The organism is Pontibacterium sinense, from assembly GCF_015209595.1.
Classification (GTDB): domain Bacteria; phylum Pseudomonadota; class Gammaproteobacteria; order Pseudomonadales; family Balneatricaceae; genus Pontibacterium; species Pontibacterium sinense.
In genome coordinates this window covers 151,315-167,682 of the sequence record NZ_JADEYS010000002.1, presented here as the reverse complement: position 1 = coordinate 167,682, position 16,368 = coordinate 151,315, and the positions used below count along the sequence as shown (strand labels likewise).

Here is a 16,368-nt window from a genome sequence, read left to right as displayed (position 1 = left end):
TGAAGGAGACGTTAGTGCGCTTATTTATCGCGTTGGATCCACCTTCCGACATCCGGGATGCCATCAGTGATCTGCAATTTCCATCCGATCAGATTCGCTGGAATAACGCTGATCAGTTTCATCTGACTTTAGCGTTTCTTGGGGAGCAAGCGGATAATCAGTTAGATGCACTATGCGAGCAGCTTGCCGAGATCCGTTTTCAACCTTTTGAGTTACAAACATTGGATATGGGCTGCTTCCGACACGGCGCCCTATGGCTGGGTTTTCAATCCAACCCGTCACTCGCACGGTTACAAAAGCAGCTTGCACGATCCCTGTACACTATCGCAATCCGACTGGAACATCGTCGCTTTCACCCACACCTGACACTCGGTCGCAGCCGATCAAATCCTGCGCCTGCAGTAGAACATCTGCAACGGCAACTGAATCATCAACGATTTACATTTAGAGTGGACAGGTTTCTGCTTAAAAGCAGCGTACTGCGCCAGGACGGCGCAGTACATCAGATAGAAGCGGAATTTCTAGCCGATTAGATAACGGCCAAACCGCGTAACAGATCAGCCTTGATATCATCCATATCTTCTAGCCCTACTGACACACGAATCAGGTTATCTTTAATACCCGCATCCGCACGTTCTTCCGGGCTCATGCGACCATGAGTTGTTGTCCCAGGATGAGTGATTGTGGTTTTCACATCACCCAAGTTACCCGTAATTGACAGCATCTCTGTGGCGTCAATGAAATCAAATGCAGCGTCTTTATCGCCCGCAACCTCAAACGACAGCACACCACCAAAACCACTCTGCTGCTTCAGCGCCAAAGCATGCTGCGGATGGCTTTCCAGACCGGCGTAGTACACTTTATCGATGCCCGTTTGCTGTTCCAGCCACTGAGCCAGCTCCATTGCCGCTTGGCTTTGAGCTGTCATTCGCAACTTAAGCGTCTCCAGACCTTTCAGGAAATTCCAGGCGTTAAATGGACTCAGGCAGGCACCGCAGGTGCGGACATAGCCAAAGATCTCTTCCATTAACTTATCTGAACCAACAACCACACCACCGACGCAGCGGCCCTGACCGTCCAGATACTTAGTCGCTGAATGGATAACAATATCTGCACCCAGTTTCAGTGGCTGCTGTAATGCCGGTGTACAGAAGCAGTTATCAACGGCCAGCAGCGCATCATGATCATGAGCAATCTTAGAAACCGCTTCAATATCCGTCAGTTCAGCCAAAGGATTGGACGGCGTCTCCATAAAGAGCATTTTGGTATTTGGCTTAATCGCCGCACGCCAGTCATCCAGATCCGTAGGATCAACATACGAGGTTTCAATACCCGCTCGCGTCAGGTATTTGTTAAACAACGAAACGGTAGAACCAAATACACTGCGTGAACAAACGACATGGTCACCCTGTTGCAACAATGCAATGCCCAGCGACATGATCGCAGCCATACCTGAGGATGTTGCCACCGCACGCTCAGCACCTTCCATCGCCGCAATACGACGCTCAAAAGCCTGCACCGTTGGATTGGTGAAACGGGAATAAATGTTCCCTTCTTCGTCACCGTTAAAACGTGCAGCGGCCTCACGTGCCGATGAAAACACATAGCTCGAGGTCAGGTAGATAGGATCGCTATGCTCACCTTCTCCGGTACGACGTTGACCCGCGCGTACAGCCAGCGTATCAAAGGCGTAATCCTCACCTTCAAACTGGATACGCTCTTCGCGTTCAAATCCGGTTTTAGACATCAGGGATATCCTCAGTCGATCCGGCTATGCAGATCAGACGATTCGTTACTTTTAGTCTGCTGGCCGTCTTTCTCAGCCTTAGCAGAATCATTGCGCTTCTGTTCCAAACGATCCAGATAGCTCTGATCAATATCGCCTGCTACGTATTTGCCATCAAATACACAGGTATCAAAGTCCTGAATCTCTGGGTTACCGGCCAGAACACTCTCTTTCAGATCGTCCAGATCCTGATACAACATCCAGTCACAACCGATTTCCTGAGCAATCTCTTCATCGTTGCGATTGTGCGCAATCAGCTCAGTCGCTGACGGCATATCGATACCGTAAACGTTCGGGTAACGTACAGCAGGCGCAGCTGACGCGAAGTATACTTTCTTAGCACCCATATCACGTGCCATCTGTACAATCTGCTGGGACGTCGTACCACGTACGACAGAATCATCCACCAGCATGACAACCTTATCCTTAAACTCCATCTCTATCGGGTTTAGCTTGCGACGCACTGATTTCTTGCGCTGAGCCTGACCTGGCATGATGAACGTACGGCCCACATAACGGTTTTTGATAAAGCCTTCGCGGAACTTTACATCCAGATGGTAAGCCATCTCCAATGCGGAAGTACGGCTGGTATCAGGAATCGGAATAACCACATCAATGTTGTGATCAGGACGCTCTCGCAATACTTTCTCTGCCAATTTCACACCCATGCGCATACGCGCTTTATGGACGGAAACCTCATCAATGATCGAGTCAGGGCGTGCCAGATAAACATATTCGAACAAGCATGGGGTCAGACGGCTGTCCTTCACGCACTGCTGGGTAAATACTTCACCCTCCATTGAGATGAAAATCGCTTCACCTGGCTCAATGTCACGTACCAACTCAAAGCCACAGACATCCAGTGCAACACTTTCAGATGCCACCATGAACTCTTCCTGACCGTTAGCCAGCGTGCGTTTACCGTACACCAGAGGACGAATGCCATTTGGATCACGGAAAGCCAGAATACCGTAGCCGGTAATAACGGCAACAACGGCATAACCGCCTTTAACACGACCGTGAACGCGCTCTACTGCGGTAAAGATATCAGAAGGCTCAGGCTTCAACTTACCTTGCTGCTGCAGTTCATGAGCAAATACGTTCAACAACACCTCAGAGTCTGACGTGGTATTGATATGACGCAAGTCCGCACGGAACATTGTCTCGGCAACTTCGTCGGCGTTTGTCAGGTTGCCGTTGTGTGCCAGCGCAATGCCGTATGGAGAGTTTACGTAAAAAGGCTGAGCCTCAGCAGAGCTGGAGGAACCCGCAGTCGGGTAACGCACATGGCCAATACCCATGTTACCGCCGAGACGCTTCATATGACGCGTACGGAACACTTCGTTAACCAGACCATTGTCCTTACGCATGAAAAAGCGGTCGCTTTCACAGGTAACCATACCTGCAGCGTCCTGGCCACGGTGTTGCAACACCGTCAGCGCATCAAAGATTGTCTGATTAACATAAGATTTGGCAACAATGCCGACAATACCGCACATCCGAACTCACCTCGAAGGGAAATGGTAATCTCAAAAATTTTATTCTTAGCGTCCTGCGTTCCAGATCAAATCTGCAACATCGCCTGCAACCTCTTTGGTCCAGGCTTCCATCAACGCAAAATGGGGAATCAGTTGTGATTCACGCCACCAGGGATCATCTACGGCAGGCGTCTGGCCTGCCAGCATCACAAGCACCACGACCACGAGTCCACCTCGTGCGGCGCCAAATGCGATACCAAGAAGTCGGTCGGTTGCACTCAGGCCCGTCGCCTGAATCAGCATTGTAAATAGTTGTCCAATCAGTGCCCCTACAACAAGGGTCACTATAAACAGACTAGCAAATGCCGCTGCAACACGTAGAGAAGGGGTTTCGATATAGGGTTGAAGCAACTCGATCATAGGCCCCGAAAATGTACGCGCGACCATAAAGGCAGCAACCCAAGTGACAAGGGAAAGAGCCTCTCTGATAAAGCCCCGCCGTACACTAAATAAGCAGGAGATGGCGATTATCGCCAGTATGACCCAGTCAGCCCAATTCATCATCTGTAACAACCCAAGAAAGATGCGCGCATTCTACCAGAGGCCTTTATCTTCAGCGAGTAGAGAAACGCACGATAATGCCATCAAGATTCAGGTCTTTTTTCAGCCGGGTCTTGAGTGATTCAAGATTCGAGCGCTGAAAGTCCGGACCAACATACACCTTAACCAACGTACCGTTTTTACGGGTGTACACTTTATGCCCTGCCCCGATCAATTGCGTGCGCAACTCTTTGGCGTTACCTTCGTCACTGAAAGTTGCCAGCTGTAGCGTCCAAGCCACAGGCACACCCTGTTTATCTAAGACGGGTTTATCTTCATCGACACTAATAACCGGCTTTTTGCGTTCAATCTTTTTCACCAGCTCAGCCGACTTTTTGACCACAGGACGAGGTTCTTCAGGCGCAGCCACTTCGGATGTATCGGGAAGCGTTATCGATTGAGGCTCAATCGCCACCACCTCCGGCAATAGAGGCACTTCTGGAATCGCAGATTCCAGGTGACGCTCGCGATACCCGTCGCCATTAAAAAACAGTGGAAACAGAATACCGGCTGACAACACGATAACGAACAGACCAATCAACCTGTATTTCAGCTTCTCTTGCATCTTACTCATCCACTCCCAAATGATTGAGGGCATCACTTACCGTAAAGAATGAACCCGCAACTAACAAACAATTGTCTTGGCTTAAATGCACCTGAGCAGCATCCAGAGCATCCGCTACAGACACGAAACTAAGGCAACGCCCCGCAGCGACTTCGTCAGGCAAATGACTCGCCAGCATTTCTGCCTTTTGGCCTCGAGGTATATCTAAATCTGCCAGATACCAGTATGACACTTGTGGCCGTAGAATCTCGATAACCGACGCAAAATCTTTATCGCCCAGCATCCCCAGCACCATATGCACTTGCTGGCCTTTTGCCGCCAGGCGCTTTGCCAACAACTCCGCTGCCTCAGGATTATGTGCCACATCCAGCCAGCAGCAACCCTGTTTTAATTCAACACGCTGCATCCTGCCAGTCATCGTAGCGCCAGCCAGACCTTCACGAATAGCGTCTACAGGCACATCCAGACCTAATACGGCCAGCACTTGCAATGCAGTGGCAGCATTTGGCAAAGGCAACGCAGGCATTGGCAGACTCTCTAGTTGCAGGCTTTCTCCGACCGGACAAACGCCCTGCCAGTTCCATTTATCTGCATCGCTCTGATATGCGAACTGTTCACCCACCTGATACAACACAGCACCCGTTTCATCAGCTACAGATGCCACAGATGACGTTGGGTCTGCTTCACCACATACCGCCGGACGGTCTGCCCGGAAAATCCCGCTCTTTTCCCGGCCAATGATTTCACGATCATCACCAAGCCAATCCACATGATCGATGGCGATACTGGTAACCACCGCCACATCTGCATCGACGATATTTACAGCATCCAGGCGTCCGCCCAACCCAACTTCAAGCAAGATCACATCGGGCTGCTTACGATTAAAAATCTCCAGCGCGGCCAAGGTGCCATACTCAAAATAGGTCAACGGTGTATCTTTGCGGGCAGCAGTGATTGCACGGAAAGACTGGCACAGTTCTTCATCAGAGATATTTTCACCGTTAAGACGCACCCGCTCGTTGTAGTGTCGAAAATGCGGAGAGGTATAACACCCGACGCTATAACCTGCCTTGCCGAGAATCGTCTCCAAATAGGTGACCGTAGACCCTTTGCCGTTTGTTCCCGCAATCGTAATGACTTTAGACTGAGGTGCACGAACACCCAGATCATCAGCAACACGACTCACACGTTCCAGACCAAGTTCGATCTCAGACGGATGGCATGCTTCAATCCACGACAACCACTCGTCCAATGAAAAGCGATCAGTTAGTTGTGTCATAAACACCTACTACAAAAAACAGAAAAGCCGGCAGCGTGGAAATCACTGCCGGCTATTTTTAACTTGCGTTGCGATCAAACAGGTCCGATATCAGGCGTCTGGCTGACGTGTCAGCTTACGCAGGATCGAATCCAGTCGTTCACGCATTTCGTGACGGTGGATGATCATATCAACCTGGCCATGCTCCAGCAGAAACTCACTACGCTGGAAGCCTTCCGGCAGCTTCTCACGCACGGTCTGCTCAATAACACGCGGACCGGCAAAACCGACCAGGGCTTTCGGCTCACCGATATTCAAATCACCCAGCATCGCCAGACTCGCAGAGACGCCACCGTAAACCGGATCAGTCAGTACGGAGATATATGGAATGCTTTTTGACTTCAAACGCTCCAATACTGCACTGGTTTTAGCCATCTGCATCAGAGAGAACAGCGCCTCTTGCATACGCGCACCACCAGAAGCAGCAAAGCAGATCAGAGGAATACCTTCAGCCAGACTGATATTTGCTGCACGCACAAAGCGTTCACCAACAACCGCACCCATAGAGCCACCCATGAACTGGAATTCAAAGGCCACGGCTACAACCGGCTGACCGTTCAGCTCACCACGCATAGCCACAAGCGCATCTTTTTCTTCAGTATTTTTCTGAGCTGCTGTCAGACGATCTTTATACTTTTTGGAGTCTTTAAACTTGAGACGATCCACTGGCTCGACTTCGGCCGCAATTTCAGTACGATTCTGCTCATCCAGGAATACTTCCAAACGCTTACGTGCGCCCAGACGCATGTGGTGATCGCACTTTGGACATACGCTCAGGTTTTTTTCCAGCTCAGGACGATACAGCGGCGCATCACACTTAGGACACTTCTTCCACAAACCTTCCGGGATGTTGGAACGCTTAGTTTCGCTACGCACCAGAGAGGGAACGATTTTTTCCAGCCAGTTACTCATGTATGTATTTCCAAATCTTTACTAAAGCGTCAGTTCAATCACGCATCCATCGCGGTGCGCAGTTCCGCTACAATAGCAGAAACCTGAGCAGGGATATCTTCCTGCTGCTCGACCAACGAGGCAATTTTATTTACCAGTACACTGCCGACGATAACACCGTCTGCAACTTCAGATACTGCCTTTGCAGATTCAGCATCTTTAATTCCGAAGCCAACACCCACAGGCAGGTTTGTATACTTGCGTACCACGTCCAACTTATCGGCTACGGCCTGCACATCCAGAGATGCAGAACCCGTCACACCTTTGACAGAGACATAGTATAGATAGCCACTGCCCGCGTTGCAGACCTGCTCAATACGACTCTCTTCTGTTGTCGGAGCCAACAGATAAATCGTATCCAAGCCATTGGCTTTCATTGCATTATCAAATTCACCCTCTGCCTCTTCAGGCGGCAAATCAACGATCAGCGCACCATCAATACCAGCCGCTGCGGCCTGCTCTGCGAAGGATGTATAACCCAGCACTTCAATTGGGTTCAGGTAGCCCATCAACACAACCGGGGTTTGCTGATCTTTCTCACGAAAGGTTTTCACCATAGCCAACACATCGATCAAACGCGTGTTGTGCTCCAGCGCTCGTTCACACGCCAGCTGAATGGTTGGACCATCCGCCATTGGGTCAGAGAATGGGATACCCAATTCAATCAGATCGGCACCCGCATCAACCATCGCATGCATCAATGGCACAGTGACGCCCGGAGCTGGGTCACCGGCAGTTACATAAGGGATCAGGGCCTGACGACCCTGCTCTTTCAGGCGTTCAAAACACGCTGCAATTCGATTCATTTCCATTACCGTCCTATTCAGGCCTGAAGCTCAGACCTTAATACCGTCGAGCTGTGCGACAGTATGAATATCTTTATCACCACGACCAGACAGGTTCACTACGATGATCTGGTCTTCGTCCATCTCTTTTGCCATCTTCATTGCATGCGCAACAGCGTGACTGGACTCAATTGCCGGCATAATACCCTCAACACGGGTCAGCGTACGGAAAGCATCCATCGCCTCGTCGTCATTGATTGCAACGTATTCCGCCCGACCGGTGTCTTTCAAGTAGGAGTGCTCAGGGCCTACACCCGGATAATCCAGACCTGCTGATACAGAATGAGTACCAATGATCTGACCGGCATCGTCTTCCATCAGATAAGTACGGTTACCATGCAATACGCCCGGACGACCCGCCGTCAGCGGTGCAGCATGCTGTCCGGTTTCAACACCGTAACCACCTGCTTCGACACCGACCATACGAACATCACCGTCTTCGATGAACGGATGGAACAATCCAATCGCGTTAGAACCACCGCCAACACACGCAACAAGCGCATCAGGTAAACGGCCTGCCTGTTCCAGACACTGAGCACGCGCTTCACGGCCGATAACCGACTGGAAATCACGTACCAGTTTTGGATACGGGTGAGGACCTGCAGCAGTACCAATGATATAGAAGGTATCGTCTACGTTGGTCACCCAATCACGCATCGCTTCATTCATAGCATCTTTCAGCGTGCGCGTACCGGATTCAACAGATATCACCTCTGCACCCAGCAGCTTCATGCGATACACATTGAGTGCCTGACGCTGGACGTCTTCAGCACCCATATATACCTGACATTCCAGACCTAGACGGGCAGCAACTGTCGCCGATGCAACACCATGCTGTCCGGCACCTGTTTCAGCGATAACACGCGGTTTACCGGTGTATTTCGCCAACAACGCCTGACCGATGGTGTTATTCACCTTGTGCGCACCGGTGTGGTTAAGATCTTCACGTTTAAGATAGATCTGCGCGCCACCACAAAGTTTTGTCAGGTGGGTCGCATGATACAGCGGTGAAGGACGACCTACGTAATGCGCCAGATCGTGATCAAATTCGGCCTGAAAGTCTGGGTCTCGCCACAAGCGCTCGTAGGTCTCCTCCAGCTGTTTCAGGGCAGCCATTAGGGTCTCGGATACAAAACGACCACCATAGGGACCAAAATGCCCACGTTCATCGGGCATCTGCGCAATTGCGGAGAGATCAGCTTTATTTGGCACGGGTTACCTCTAACGTAAACTTCTCAATTTTTGCTTTATCTTTAATCCCTTTACTGGCTTCTACACCACCGCTGACATCAACGGCAAAGGGACGCACGGTTTCAACCGCTCTACGAATATTATCCGGTTCCAGACCACCGGCAAGTACTATAGGTTTCTTCAATTCTGAAGGGATACGATCCCAGTCAAAAGATTCTCCGGTTCCACCCGGAACACCCGGACGATAAGCATCGAGCAAGATCGCTGTTGCACTGGCATAACGTTCACACTCAGCCTGTATATCAACACCTGGCTTCATGCGTATCGCTTTCATATAAGGACGATCAAACTGCTCGCAATAGGCAACATCTTCGTCACCGTGAAACTGCAGCAGATCCAAACCTGTTGAATCAATAACACGCTGAACAAACGCAACATCTGCATTCACAAACAAAGCAGTACTAGTAACAAATGCAGGCAGGTTACGAATAATCTCAGCGGCCTGGTCCACGTTCACATTGCGCGGACTCGGATCATAGAATACAAACCCCAGTGCGTCAGCACCTGCCGCTACTGCAGCATCCGCGTCTTCTTGTCGCGTAATCCCACAGATTTTGATACGTGTTCTATTCACGATATTCATGCCCGGAAAACCCAATATACTATCAGATGCTTAAGCGGAGTGTCAGTCCGCAGCGGTAAGGAAATAGGGCCCTAGCTCAGATTTAGGTAATGAAAACTCTTCAGGGTAATGCACATCCACAAAATAGAGACCGTACGGTGGTGCAGTCACACCGCCTTGCCTACGATCCTGAGCTTCCAGAACCTCTTTTGCCCAAACAGGATCAGCTTCACCACAACCAATTTCCATCAGCACGCCCGCGATATTACGCACCATATGATGCAAAAAAGCGTTCGCAGCGACATCAATCACGATCAACTGACCACTTCTATATACGTTCAGTTCGCGCACTTCCCGGATCGGGCTCTTAGCCTGGCAATTCACGGCCCGATAGGAGTTAAAGTTATGCTCCCCCACCAAATAAGCAGCGGCCTCATTCATACGATCCAAATCGAGCTCTTTAAACGTCCAGGTAACACCTTTAGCCATTAAGGCAGGCTTCACAGGGGCGCTCAGAATGACGTAACGATAACGACGTTGCTGTGCAGAAAAGCGAGCATGAAAACTATCCGGCACCGGCATTGCCCACTTAACGGCAATATCATCCGGCAGATTGGTGTTAGTCCCCATGATCCAGGCACGCTCTGTACGCTTTGCATACGTTTCGAAGTGAACAATCTGATAAGTGGCATTAACGCACGCATCAGTACGTCCTGCACAAATAACATGCACTGGCTCATTAGCAACGACAGATAACGCTTTCTCAAGCGTTTCCTGAATGCTGACGACATCTTTTTGGATCTGCCAACCGCGGTAATGGGTTCCCTGATACTCGATACACAGGGCATAACGATAAGGAGCGATCGAAATCGCTCCAGATGTTTCTTGAGATACTTCAGACATAGTTACTGCTTAATACTCTCCAGCAAGGCACCAGCTTCCTGCTTCTGTTTGTCACTGCCTTCTTGAACAATCTCTTTCAGGATATCTCTTGCGCCATCTGCGTCTTCCATATCCATATACGCACGCGCAAGATCAAGTTTAGTTTCGACCTCATCAGCACCTTCAAGCAGAGACCAGCCGTCGATATCTGCAAGATCTTCCTCATCTGCATCAACCTCCTCCAGCTCAATATCACCATCCGAGCCATCCAATAGAGATTGCAGTTCACTGTCCAATTCTGCATCAAGGTCATGAACAATATTAGCTGTCAGTTCTTCCTCTACAGGGTTTGCAGGAACTGCCTTATTCTCTAAATCGTCAAGAGAACTGTCCAATGCGGCAAGATCGCTATCCAGGTCAGACTCAACCTCAGACAGGTCAACCTCTTCAACCGATCCCAAATCCGCCATCATTTCAGCAAGATCAAGGTCGTCTAATTCTGCTAACTCATCCAGTGAAGATTCGTCAGAAGACTGAGGAGCATCTAACTCATCACTAGCCGGGCTCTCAACCTCCGCGGGCAACTCCGGCTCTTCCGGCGCATCGACTTCGTCTGACGCTGCAACCTCGTCCAGAAGATCAGACAGATCCATATCGCCGAGATCCAGATCAACGTCATCCAGATTTTCGACTTCCAGCGGGGAATCGAGCTCAACTGCTTGCGCTTCAGTATTCTCTTGTACTGATTCCAACTCATCGATGTTAGATTCTGGAGTAGCATCCGGCGCGGAAGTAAGACCTGATACTGCATCCAGATCAAACCCATCCAAATCGTCCAAATCACCCAAGTCGAACTCTGGCTCTGGCTCTGGCTCTGGCTCTGGCTCTGGCTCTGGCTCTGGCTCTGGCTCTGGCTCTGGCTCTGGCTCAACAGAGCCTGCAGGTTGATCGGTTTTTTCGACAACTTCATTGAGCAGAGACTCTATCTCTGCATCGAAATCGGATTCAGTCGATTCTTGAGAGCCAGTGCCAGTGTCAGATTCCAACTCAATAGCATCTGTATCCGAAACCTGCTCAAGCAACGCATCCAGGTCTTCCGTCAAATCGTCTTCAACATCGACTGCAGATAACTGATCTTCGTCTAGCGATGCAGACACATCATTCAAATCAGCATCTAAAGTCAGATCATCCAGATCTTCATCCAACGCCAGAAGATCTTCAACTTCTTCTGGATTTCCGGCTTCAACATCGGCTAACAATGCATTTAGATCATCAACCTCAACTGCGTCGCCCTCAGAGGGCTCACTTTGCTCCAACAGCTCATCAAGATCAACGTCACCAACCGACTCAGACACCTCAGTTTCAATTGTTTCAGTTGGTTCTTCAGGCTCATCAAACGCCAAGTCTGAAAGATCCTGCATCAGCACATCAACATCCGCGTCTTCGTCGGATCCCTGCACTTCTGCGAGAATATCGTCGATATCATCAATCGAATCATCAGCGCTTACGTCATCTGCCCGCTCATCAGCGTCTGCTATAGATTCTAATGGCTGGTCAAGTGACACTTCATTCAGCAACGCATCAATATCGTCAACATCAAGCATTTCAGCCTGCTCAGGCGTTTCAACCTCAGCAGTCTCGGACATCAAAACATCAAGTGTTTCAGCCTCTGGCGATTCAGTAACAGTTTCATTTTCGACAGATGACACGCTATCCAGCAAATCATCAATATCAAAATCACTTTCTTCGAGAGACGCTTCCTGATCCGTTTCATCTGCGACCTGTTCTGTCTCAGCGAGCAAGGCTTCCAGGTCCGCATCAAGCGCAGACGTGTCCAGCGCTTCATCCAGAGGTTCTTCGCTTTCAGTCTCATCAACACTCAATTCGGTGGAGTCTTCGATATCTCTAGACGCCTGAGCCAACAGGGCATCTATATCGTCCACATCAACATCGGGTTCAGTACTCAGATCCACCGCAGTTTCCAGCAGATCATCAGCATCCAGATCTTCACCAACGTTAAAATCTAACTCATCACTGGTAGCACTGTCCGCTGCAAGATCATCCAGCCCCATACCCTCGAGATCAAACTCAACCTCGTCGATATCTCCTTCGTCTGCGGTGTCTTGTGGCGTAAGCTCCAGCTCCGAATCATTGGCACTCAGAATGTCATCCAACGCATCACTATCACCGGAAACGACATCATCCCCTGCGCTGAACTCAATATCTGCGTCAAGATCAAGCGAACTGGAAGATAGGTCTTCTCCCAGATCTTCAGCCAATAACTTCTCAAGTTCAGCGTCGTCTACATCTTCTTCAATAACTTCAGTCGCGACAGAACCAACTGAGTCACCAGCAACGTCTGACTCGTCCAGACCCAAGTCAAACTCGTCGTCTTCTAATAACGCATCCAGATCATCGTCAGCATCGGCGTCAGCCAGATCAGCAGAACCCGCTTCCAGATCCAAATCCAGATCCATATCCAGGTCAAGATCCGACAGGTCATCCATATCATCATCAACGGAGACATCAGCAATGTCGTCACCCATCTCTGACGTATCAGCCTCTTCTTCAGGCTTCGCGTCTTCTGCTTCACTGTCTTCCGCTACGGCATCTGCAGCGACAACTGCCGCAGCTCCTGCCGCTGCAGCGGCGGCAAGATCACCAGCGGAACTGGATTCATCTTCAGCCTTTTTCTTCGCCTTGCGGCGGCGCAGGAACACAATAAGCAACACTGCAATAAGAACTGCGACCAAACCACCACCGATGCTTGCCAGCAATATCGGATCTTCCATCAGTTTGGCGAAGAAACCTTTTTCTTTTTCTTCAAGACGAACACGCTGATCTTCAATTATCGCTTCAAGCTGTGCAATGGTCTGATCTTTACCTGCCAACGTATCCTGAATAGCCGCCAGTTCAGTCTGCATCATGTCGAGCCGATCTTTGAGCAGCTCATTTTCTGCCCGCAGCTCCGTCAACTCTCCATTAGTGGCCTCCAACTCCTGCTCCAGCGCAACACGAGCATCCTCAAGTGCACTGATTGCTTCACGATCTGCCTCTGAGGAGCTTTCTTCCTTCTCTTCAACAGGCTGGGCAGCCACAATAAGCGGTTTATCAACTAGTACAGGTGCAGCTACTGGCTTGGCAGGCTGCTTTGGCTTGACCGTCGCAACCAGCGGCTTAGCGGCCTGCACCGGTTTATTATTGCGATTCTTCCACTGCCGGTTCTGCCGTTGAACTTCTGCCGCGGCCTGCTGCGGCGTCAATGCGTTAACCTCATCCAACGTAGGCAGCTTAAGTACAACGCCCGCTTTCATGTGGTTAATATTCTGATCTACGAATGCATCAGGGTTTTTCTTCAGTAACGCCAACGCCATCTGACTTTTAGTCACAGATTCACCAGGGCGATGCTTATCAGCAATCCCCCAAAGCGAATCATGTACATCAACAAAAACCTCACGCTGGGCATCCATCTCCGTACGAATGTTCTTAACGGGACTGGCTGAGCGCACTGGGGCTGCTACAACGGCTTGTGCTCGAGCAGGAAGTGTAGGCTGGACAGTCTGGCGCTGCCGAACAGGATTATAAACCGGAGGGTCTAAAAGCAAGGTATATTCGCGAACCAAGCGCCCGTTTGGCCAATTCAGCTCAACAAGGAAATTCAGGAATGGCTCTTTGATCGGATTCGGGCTGGTCAGCCGGATACGCCCACGCCCATCCGGACCAACAAATACCTTAAAACTGACATCAGATAGAAATCGCTGTTTATCAATACCAGCAAGCACATATTCATCAATATCCGCCATGCGCGGCTGAATCTGTAGCGGGTTCAGCTTACGGGCTTCCAGCAGTTGAATCTCAGCATCAAGCGGCTCATTCAATGCCGAATTGATTTTGATTTCCCCAAGGCCTAGCGCATAAGCATTTGACGTGCTCAGTATCCCTGCCAGAGCAAGGCTTACAGCGAGTTTGCGCAGCATCATCAGTTTCCTTGTTACGTTTTCTCTAAAATTTTCGTAAAAATCATAGAGTTGCCGATTCCGAAAATATCGAAGAAGTATTATTTATATGGTACAGCTGGGTCAAGCGACTCATGACAACGGTTAAACAAATAGACGCAAGCAGACTCTAAAATACTGCTTTTGTCTCATACCTCATCACCGTAAAACCAGCCTACTGCCATTCATTAAGCATTATGTATCGGCCGATATGTCCCACAATTAACCGCTACCTCACCCTGTCTATATCTGCGAGCGAGGGCATTTCAAGTGTTTCACCAACACGCATTGAGTTCATGTCACCATTCACAAACGCATGAGGGTTTTTTCGTATAATGGCCTTAATCATTTGTCCGGTAGTCACGGACGCATCAGGCAGGTTGTTAATTGCGATACTCCACAGCGTTTCTTGCTTACCGATAACAAGTTCGCGAGCATCAGATGTGTCTACTGGACTCAGCGCTACGGTTTTAACAGGCGGCAAGTTAAGAGATGCTGTATTAACAAGCGGCGGCTCATCAGACGCCTTAGCATCAACCAATCCTTTATGCTGACGCCAATCTGAAATCTGACGACGCACCTCTGCAGATGCTTCTTTTTCAGACCACTTTTTAAGCTCTTCCGCTGACGGCATGTGCAACACAACGCCTTTACGCATCCTATTGATATTTCCATTATCAAACGCACGCGGATTTTTCTTAACGATCGCCAGCATCATCTGACGCGTATTTACTTCAGGCCCGGCACGGTATTTAACCGCGATGTCCCAAAGCGTCTCTTTTGCACCTACAACAACCTCTTTTGCTGAAGACGCTACATTCAACTCTTTCGCAGCTAGAAGCTGAGATTCATTTAGCCTCTGCCGAATAAACTGCAAAGCACTAGACGTATCATGTCCGTTGATCTCAGCTTCAGACGGACGCAACAGAACAGCAGAGCCTTTCATACGGTTGATATCCCCATCAACAAACGCCTGAGGATTCTTTTTATACAGCGCCACCATCACTTGCTGATTGCTATACGCTGCCGATGGGCTATTGCGTTTCGCTATATCCCACAGCGTTTCTTTTGCACCCACCTTAATCAAATCCGCATTGAGTGCAGGCTCAGACACCGCTGATATACTAGTTTCTTTGTTCTCAGATACGTTTTTCGCCCCAACCGCAAGCTGCTCCGCCGCAATACTGACCTGCGTTTCAGACAAACGGTTTTCAGGCTCTTTTCGATGAAGAACAATCTGCTCAGAAGAACGTACCATAACAGGCTGCTGAACCTCGATATGGCGGGAACGCTCTACAACTTCCGCGGGCTGTAGGTCTGCATTTGATCTGTCAGCCTTGACGGCTAAAAATTCAGGCTCACTTTCTACGGCATCAATCGTCATATCGACGGCATAAGCTTTTGGCTCATCCGTATTTTCTCTTTTTGACGATACGTTTTCCGCTTTTTTGGCGCTCACCTCTGCCTTGCTGATTGCCGAAGCCGGGCTTGGCACATCAGCCTCCTCAACCGGGGAGACTGGCGACGCTACCTTATCAGGCTGATCAGCTTTCGGAACTGGGACGTTAATCGCGGGCTGAGTCGCAGGCAATGCCTTCGCAGCCTCTGCAATCAGAACAGACTGCGATTCTTGCTTTGGTGTTGCCAGTGATACCTGGCGGGAGGGGTTCTTCAGAGGTTCTTTCAAGAGTGCGGTATATTCACGCAACAATCGTCCTTCGGTCCAATTAACCTCAAGCAGAAAACTCAAAAAAGAATGATCGATAGGTTCATCTGAAACAAGACGCAACGTTGCCGACTGATTGTTTTCTATCGCCACGAAAAAACGCACATCAGACAGATAACGCTTACTATCCAGGCCAGAAATGGCCAAATCATCCACGCCAGCAAAACGAGGACGAATGTCGTCAGCAGACAAGCCTTCAACATCGAGAAGCTGAATTTCTGCATCAAGCGGTTCGCCTGCTGCGGAATATACGTGCAGTGCGCCTAAATCCAGCGCCTGAGCCGAAGAAGCCGCTAGTGCGCCTGCACATACAAGACTGGTAACCAGCTTGCGCAAATCCATTCTTCCTGTGTAAACCAGAGAAATAATTAACCGGGAGCCCGGCACAGCAGCCAATCCTAACCTAAGC

At 49.8% G+C, this 16,368-nt stretch carries 13 protein-coding genes; 1 reads left to right on the top strand and 12 read right to left on the bottom strand.

Annotated elements, in window-relative coordinates; translation table 11 throughout:
• Positions 1-14: 14 nt before the first annotated feature.
• On the top strand, positions 15-533 hold the full coding sequence (thpR, locus tag IOQ59_RS03000; protein ID WP_193951773.1) for an RNA 2',3'-cyclic phosphodiesterase: 519 nt from the start codon (positions 15-17) through the stop codon (positions 531-533).
• On the opposite strand, the gene IOQ59_RS02995 is transcribed toward thpR, so the two are convergent.
• From IOQ59_RS02995 to IOQ59_RS02940, 12 genes are all read right to left on the bottom strand, one after another.
• Positions 530-1,747, bottom strand: a complete 1,218-nt coding sequence (locus tag IOQ59_RS02995) for an O-succinylhomoserine sulfhydrylase (RefSeq protein ID WP_193951772.1) — start codon at positions 1,745-1,747, stop codon at positions 530-532. The genes thpR and IOQ59_RS02995 overlap by 4 nt on opposite strands.
• Before the next feature lie 11 nt (positions 1,748-1,758).
• A complete protein-coding gene (gene purF, locus IOQ59_RS02990; RefSeq protein ID WP_193951771.1) occupies positions 1,759-3,285 on the bottom strand; it encodes an amidophosphoribosyltransferase in 1,527 nt (508 codons plus the stop codon).
• Positions 3,286-3,330: 45 nt separating this feature from the next.
• Positions 3,331-3,825 (bottom strand): CvpA family protein, encoded by a 495-nt coding sequence (locus IOQ59_RS02985; RefSeq protein ID WP_193951902.1) that lies wholly within the window; start codon positions 3,823-3,825, stop codon positions 3,331-3,333.
• Between the two features lie 52 nt (positions 3,826-3,877).
• Positions 3,878-4,438, bottom strand: coding sequence for an SPOR domain-containing protein (locus IOQ59_RS02980; protein ID WP_307726986.1), 561 nt, complete (start codon positions 4,436-4,438; stop codon positions 3,878-3,880).
• Positions 4,431-5,708 carry a bifunctional tetrahydrofolate synthase/dihydrofolate synthase gene (folC, locus tag IOQ59_RS02975; protein ID WP_193951770.1) on the bottom strand — a complete coding sequence of 426 codons (1,278 nt, stop codon included), beginning with the start codon at positions 5,706-5,708 and terminating at the stop codon, positions 4,431-4,433. Before folC ends, IOQ59_RS02980 begins: the two co-directional genes overlap by 8 nt.
• A 90-nt stretch (positions 5,709-5,798) precedes the next feature.
• Positions 5,799-6,659: an acetyl-CoA carboxylase, carboxyltransferase subunit beta gene (gene accD, locus IOQ59_RS02970; RefSeq protein WP_193951769.1), complete on the bottom strand. Its 861-nt coding sequence runs from the start codon at positions 6,657-6,659 to the stop codon at positions 5,799-5,801.
• Positions 6,660-6,697: 38 nt separating this feature from the next.
• Entirely contained in the window at positions 6,698-7,504 is an 807-nt protein-coding gene (gene trpA, locus IOQ59_RS02965) for a tryptophan synthase subunit alpha (RefSeq protein WP_193951768.1), read from the bottom strand.
• A gap of 30 nt (positions 7,505-7,534) precedes the next feature.
• Entirely contained in the window at positions 7,535-8,719 is a 1,185-nt protein-coding gene (trpB, locus tag IOQ59_RS02960) for a tryptophan synthase subunit beta (protein ID WP_193951900.1), read from the bottom strand.
• A 25-nt stretch (positions 8,720-8,744) separates the two neighbouring features.
• Positions 8,745-9,377: a phosphoribosylanthranilate isomerase gene (locus IOQ59_RS02955; protein WP_228050649.1), complete on the bottom strand. Its 633-nt coding sequence runs from the start codon at positions 9,375-9,377 to the stop codon at positions 8,745-8,747.
• 42 nt (positions 9,378-9,419) lie between these two features.
• The gene (truA, locus tag IOQ59_RS02950) at positions 9,420-10,259 is read right to left on the bottom strand and encodes a tRNA pseudouridine(38-40) synthase TruA (protein WP_193951767.1); all 840 of its coding nucleotides are present in this window, start codon (positions 10,257-10,259) and stop codon (positions 9,420-9,422) included.
• Positions 10,260-10,261: 2 nt separating this feature from the next.
• Positions 10,262-14,218 (bottom strand): FimV/HubP family polar landmark protein, encoded by a 3,957-nt coding sequence (locus tag IOQ59_RS02945; RefSeq protein WP_228050648.1) that lies wholly within the window; start codon positions 14,216-14,218, stop codon positions 10,262-10,264.
• A 244-nt stretch (positions 14,219-14,462) separates the two neighbouring features.
• On the bottom strand, positions 14,463-16,295 hold the full coding sequence (locus IOQ59_RS02940) for a FimV/HubP family polar landmark protein (protein ID WP_193951765.1): 1,833 nt from the start codon (positions 16,293-16,295) through the stop codon (positions 14,463-14,465).
• Positions 16,296-16,368 lie beyond the last annotated feature (73 nt).

Excerpts from the sequence above, each read along its gene's own strand:
- IOQ59_RS02995 (WP_193951772.1), bottom strand. The coding sequence starts at position 1,747 with ATGTCTAAAACCGGATTTGAACGCGAAGAGCGTATCCAGTTTGAAGGT.
- purF (WP_193951771.1), bottom strand. The coding sequence starts at position 3,285 with ATGTGCGGTATTGTCGGCATTGTTGCCAAATCTTATGTTAATCAGACA.
- IOQ59_RS02985 (WP_193951902.1), bottom strand. The coding sequence starts at position 3,825 with ATGAATTGGGCTGACTGGGTCATACTGGCGATAATCGCCATCTCCTGC.
- IOQ59_RS02980 (WP_307726986.1), bottom strand. The coding sequence starts at position 4,438 with ATGAGTAAGATGCAAGAGAAGCTGAAATACAGGTTGATTGGTCTGTTC.
- folC (WP_193951770.1), bottom strand. The coding sequence starts at position 5,708 with ATGACACAACTAACTGATCGCTTTTCATTGGACGAGTGGTTGTCGTGG.
- accD (WP_193951769.1), bottom strand. The coding sequence starts at position 6,659 with ATGAGTAACTGGCTGGAAAAAATCGTTCCCTCTCTGGTGCGTAGCGAA.
- trpA (WP_193951768.1), bottom strand. The coding sequence starts at position 7,504 with ATGAATCGAATTGCAGCGTGTTTTGAACGCCTGAAAGAGCAGGGTCGT.
- trpB (WP_193951900.1), bottom strand. The coding sequence starts at position 8,719 with ATGCCCGATGAACGTGGGCATTTTGGTCCCTATGGTGGTCGTTTTGTA.
- IOQ59_RS02955 (WP_228050649.1), bottom strand. The coding sequence starts at position 9,377 with ATGAATATCGTGAATAGAACACGTATCAAAATCTGTGGGATTACGCGA.
- truA (WP_193951767.1), bottom strand. The coding sequence starts at position 10,259 with ATGTCTGAAGTATCTCAAGAAACATCTGGAGCGATTTCGATCGCTCCT.
- IOQ59_RS02945 (WP_228050648.1), bottom strand. The coding sequence starts at position 14,218 with ATGATGCTGCGCAAACTCGCTGTAAGCCTTGCTCTGGCAGGGATACTG.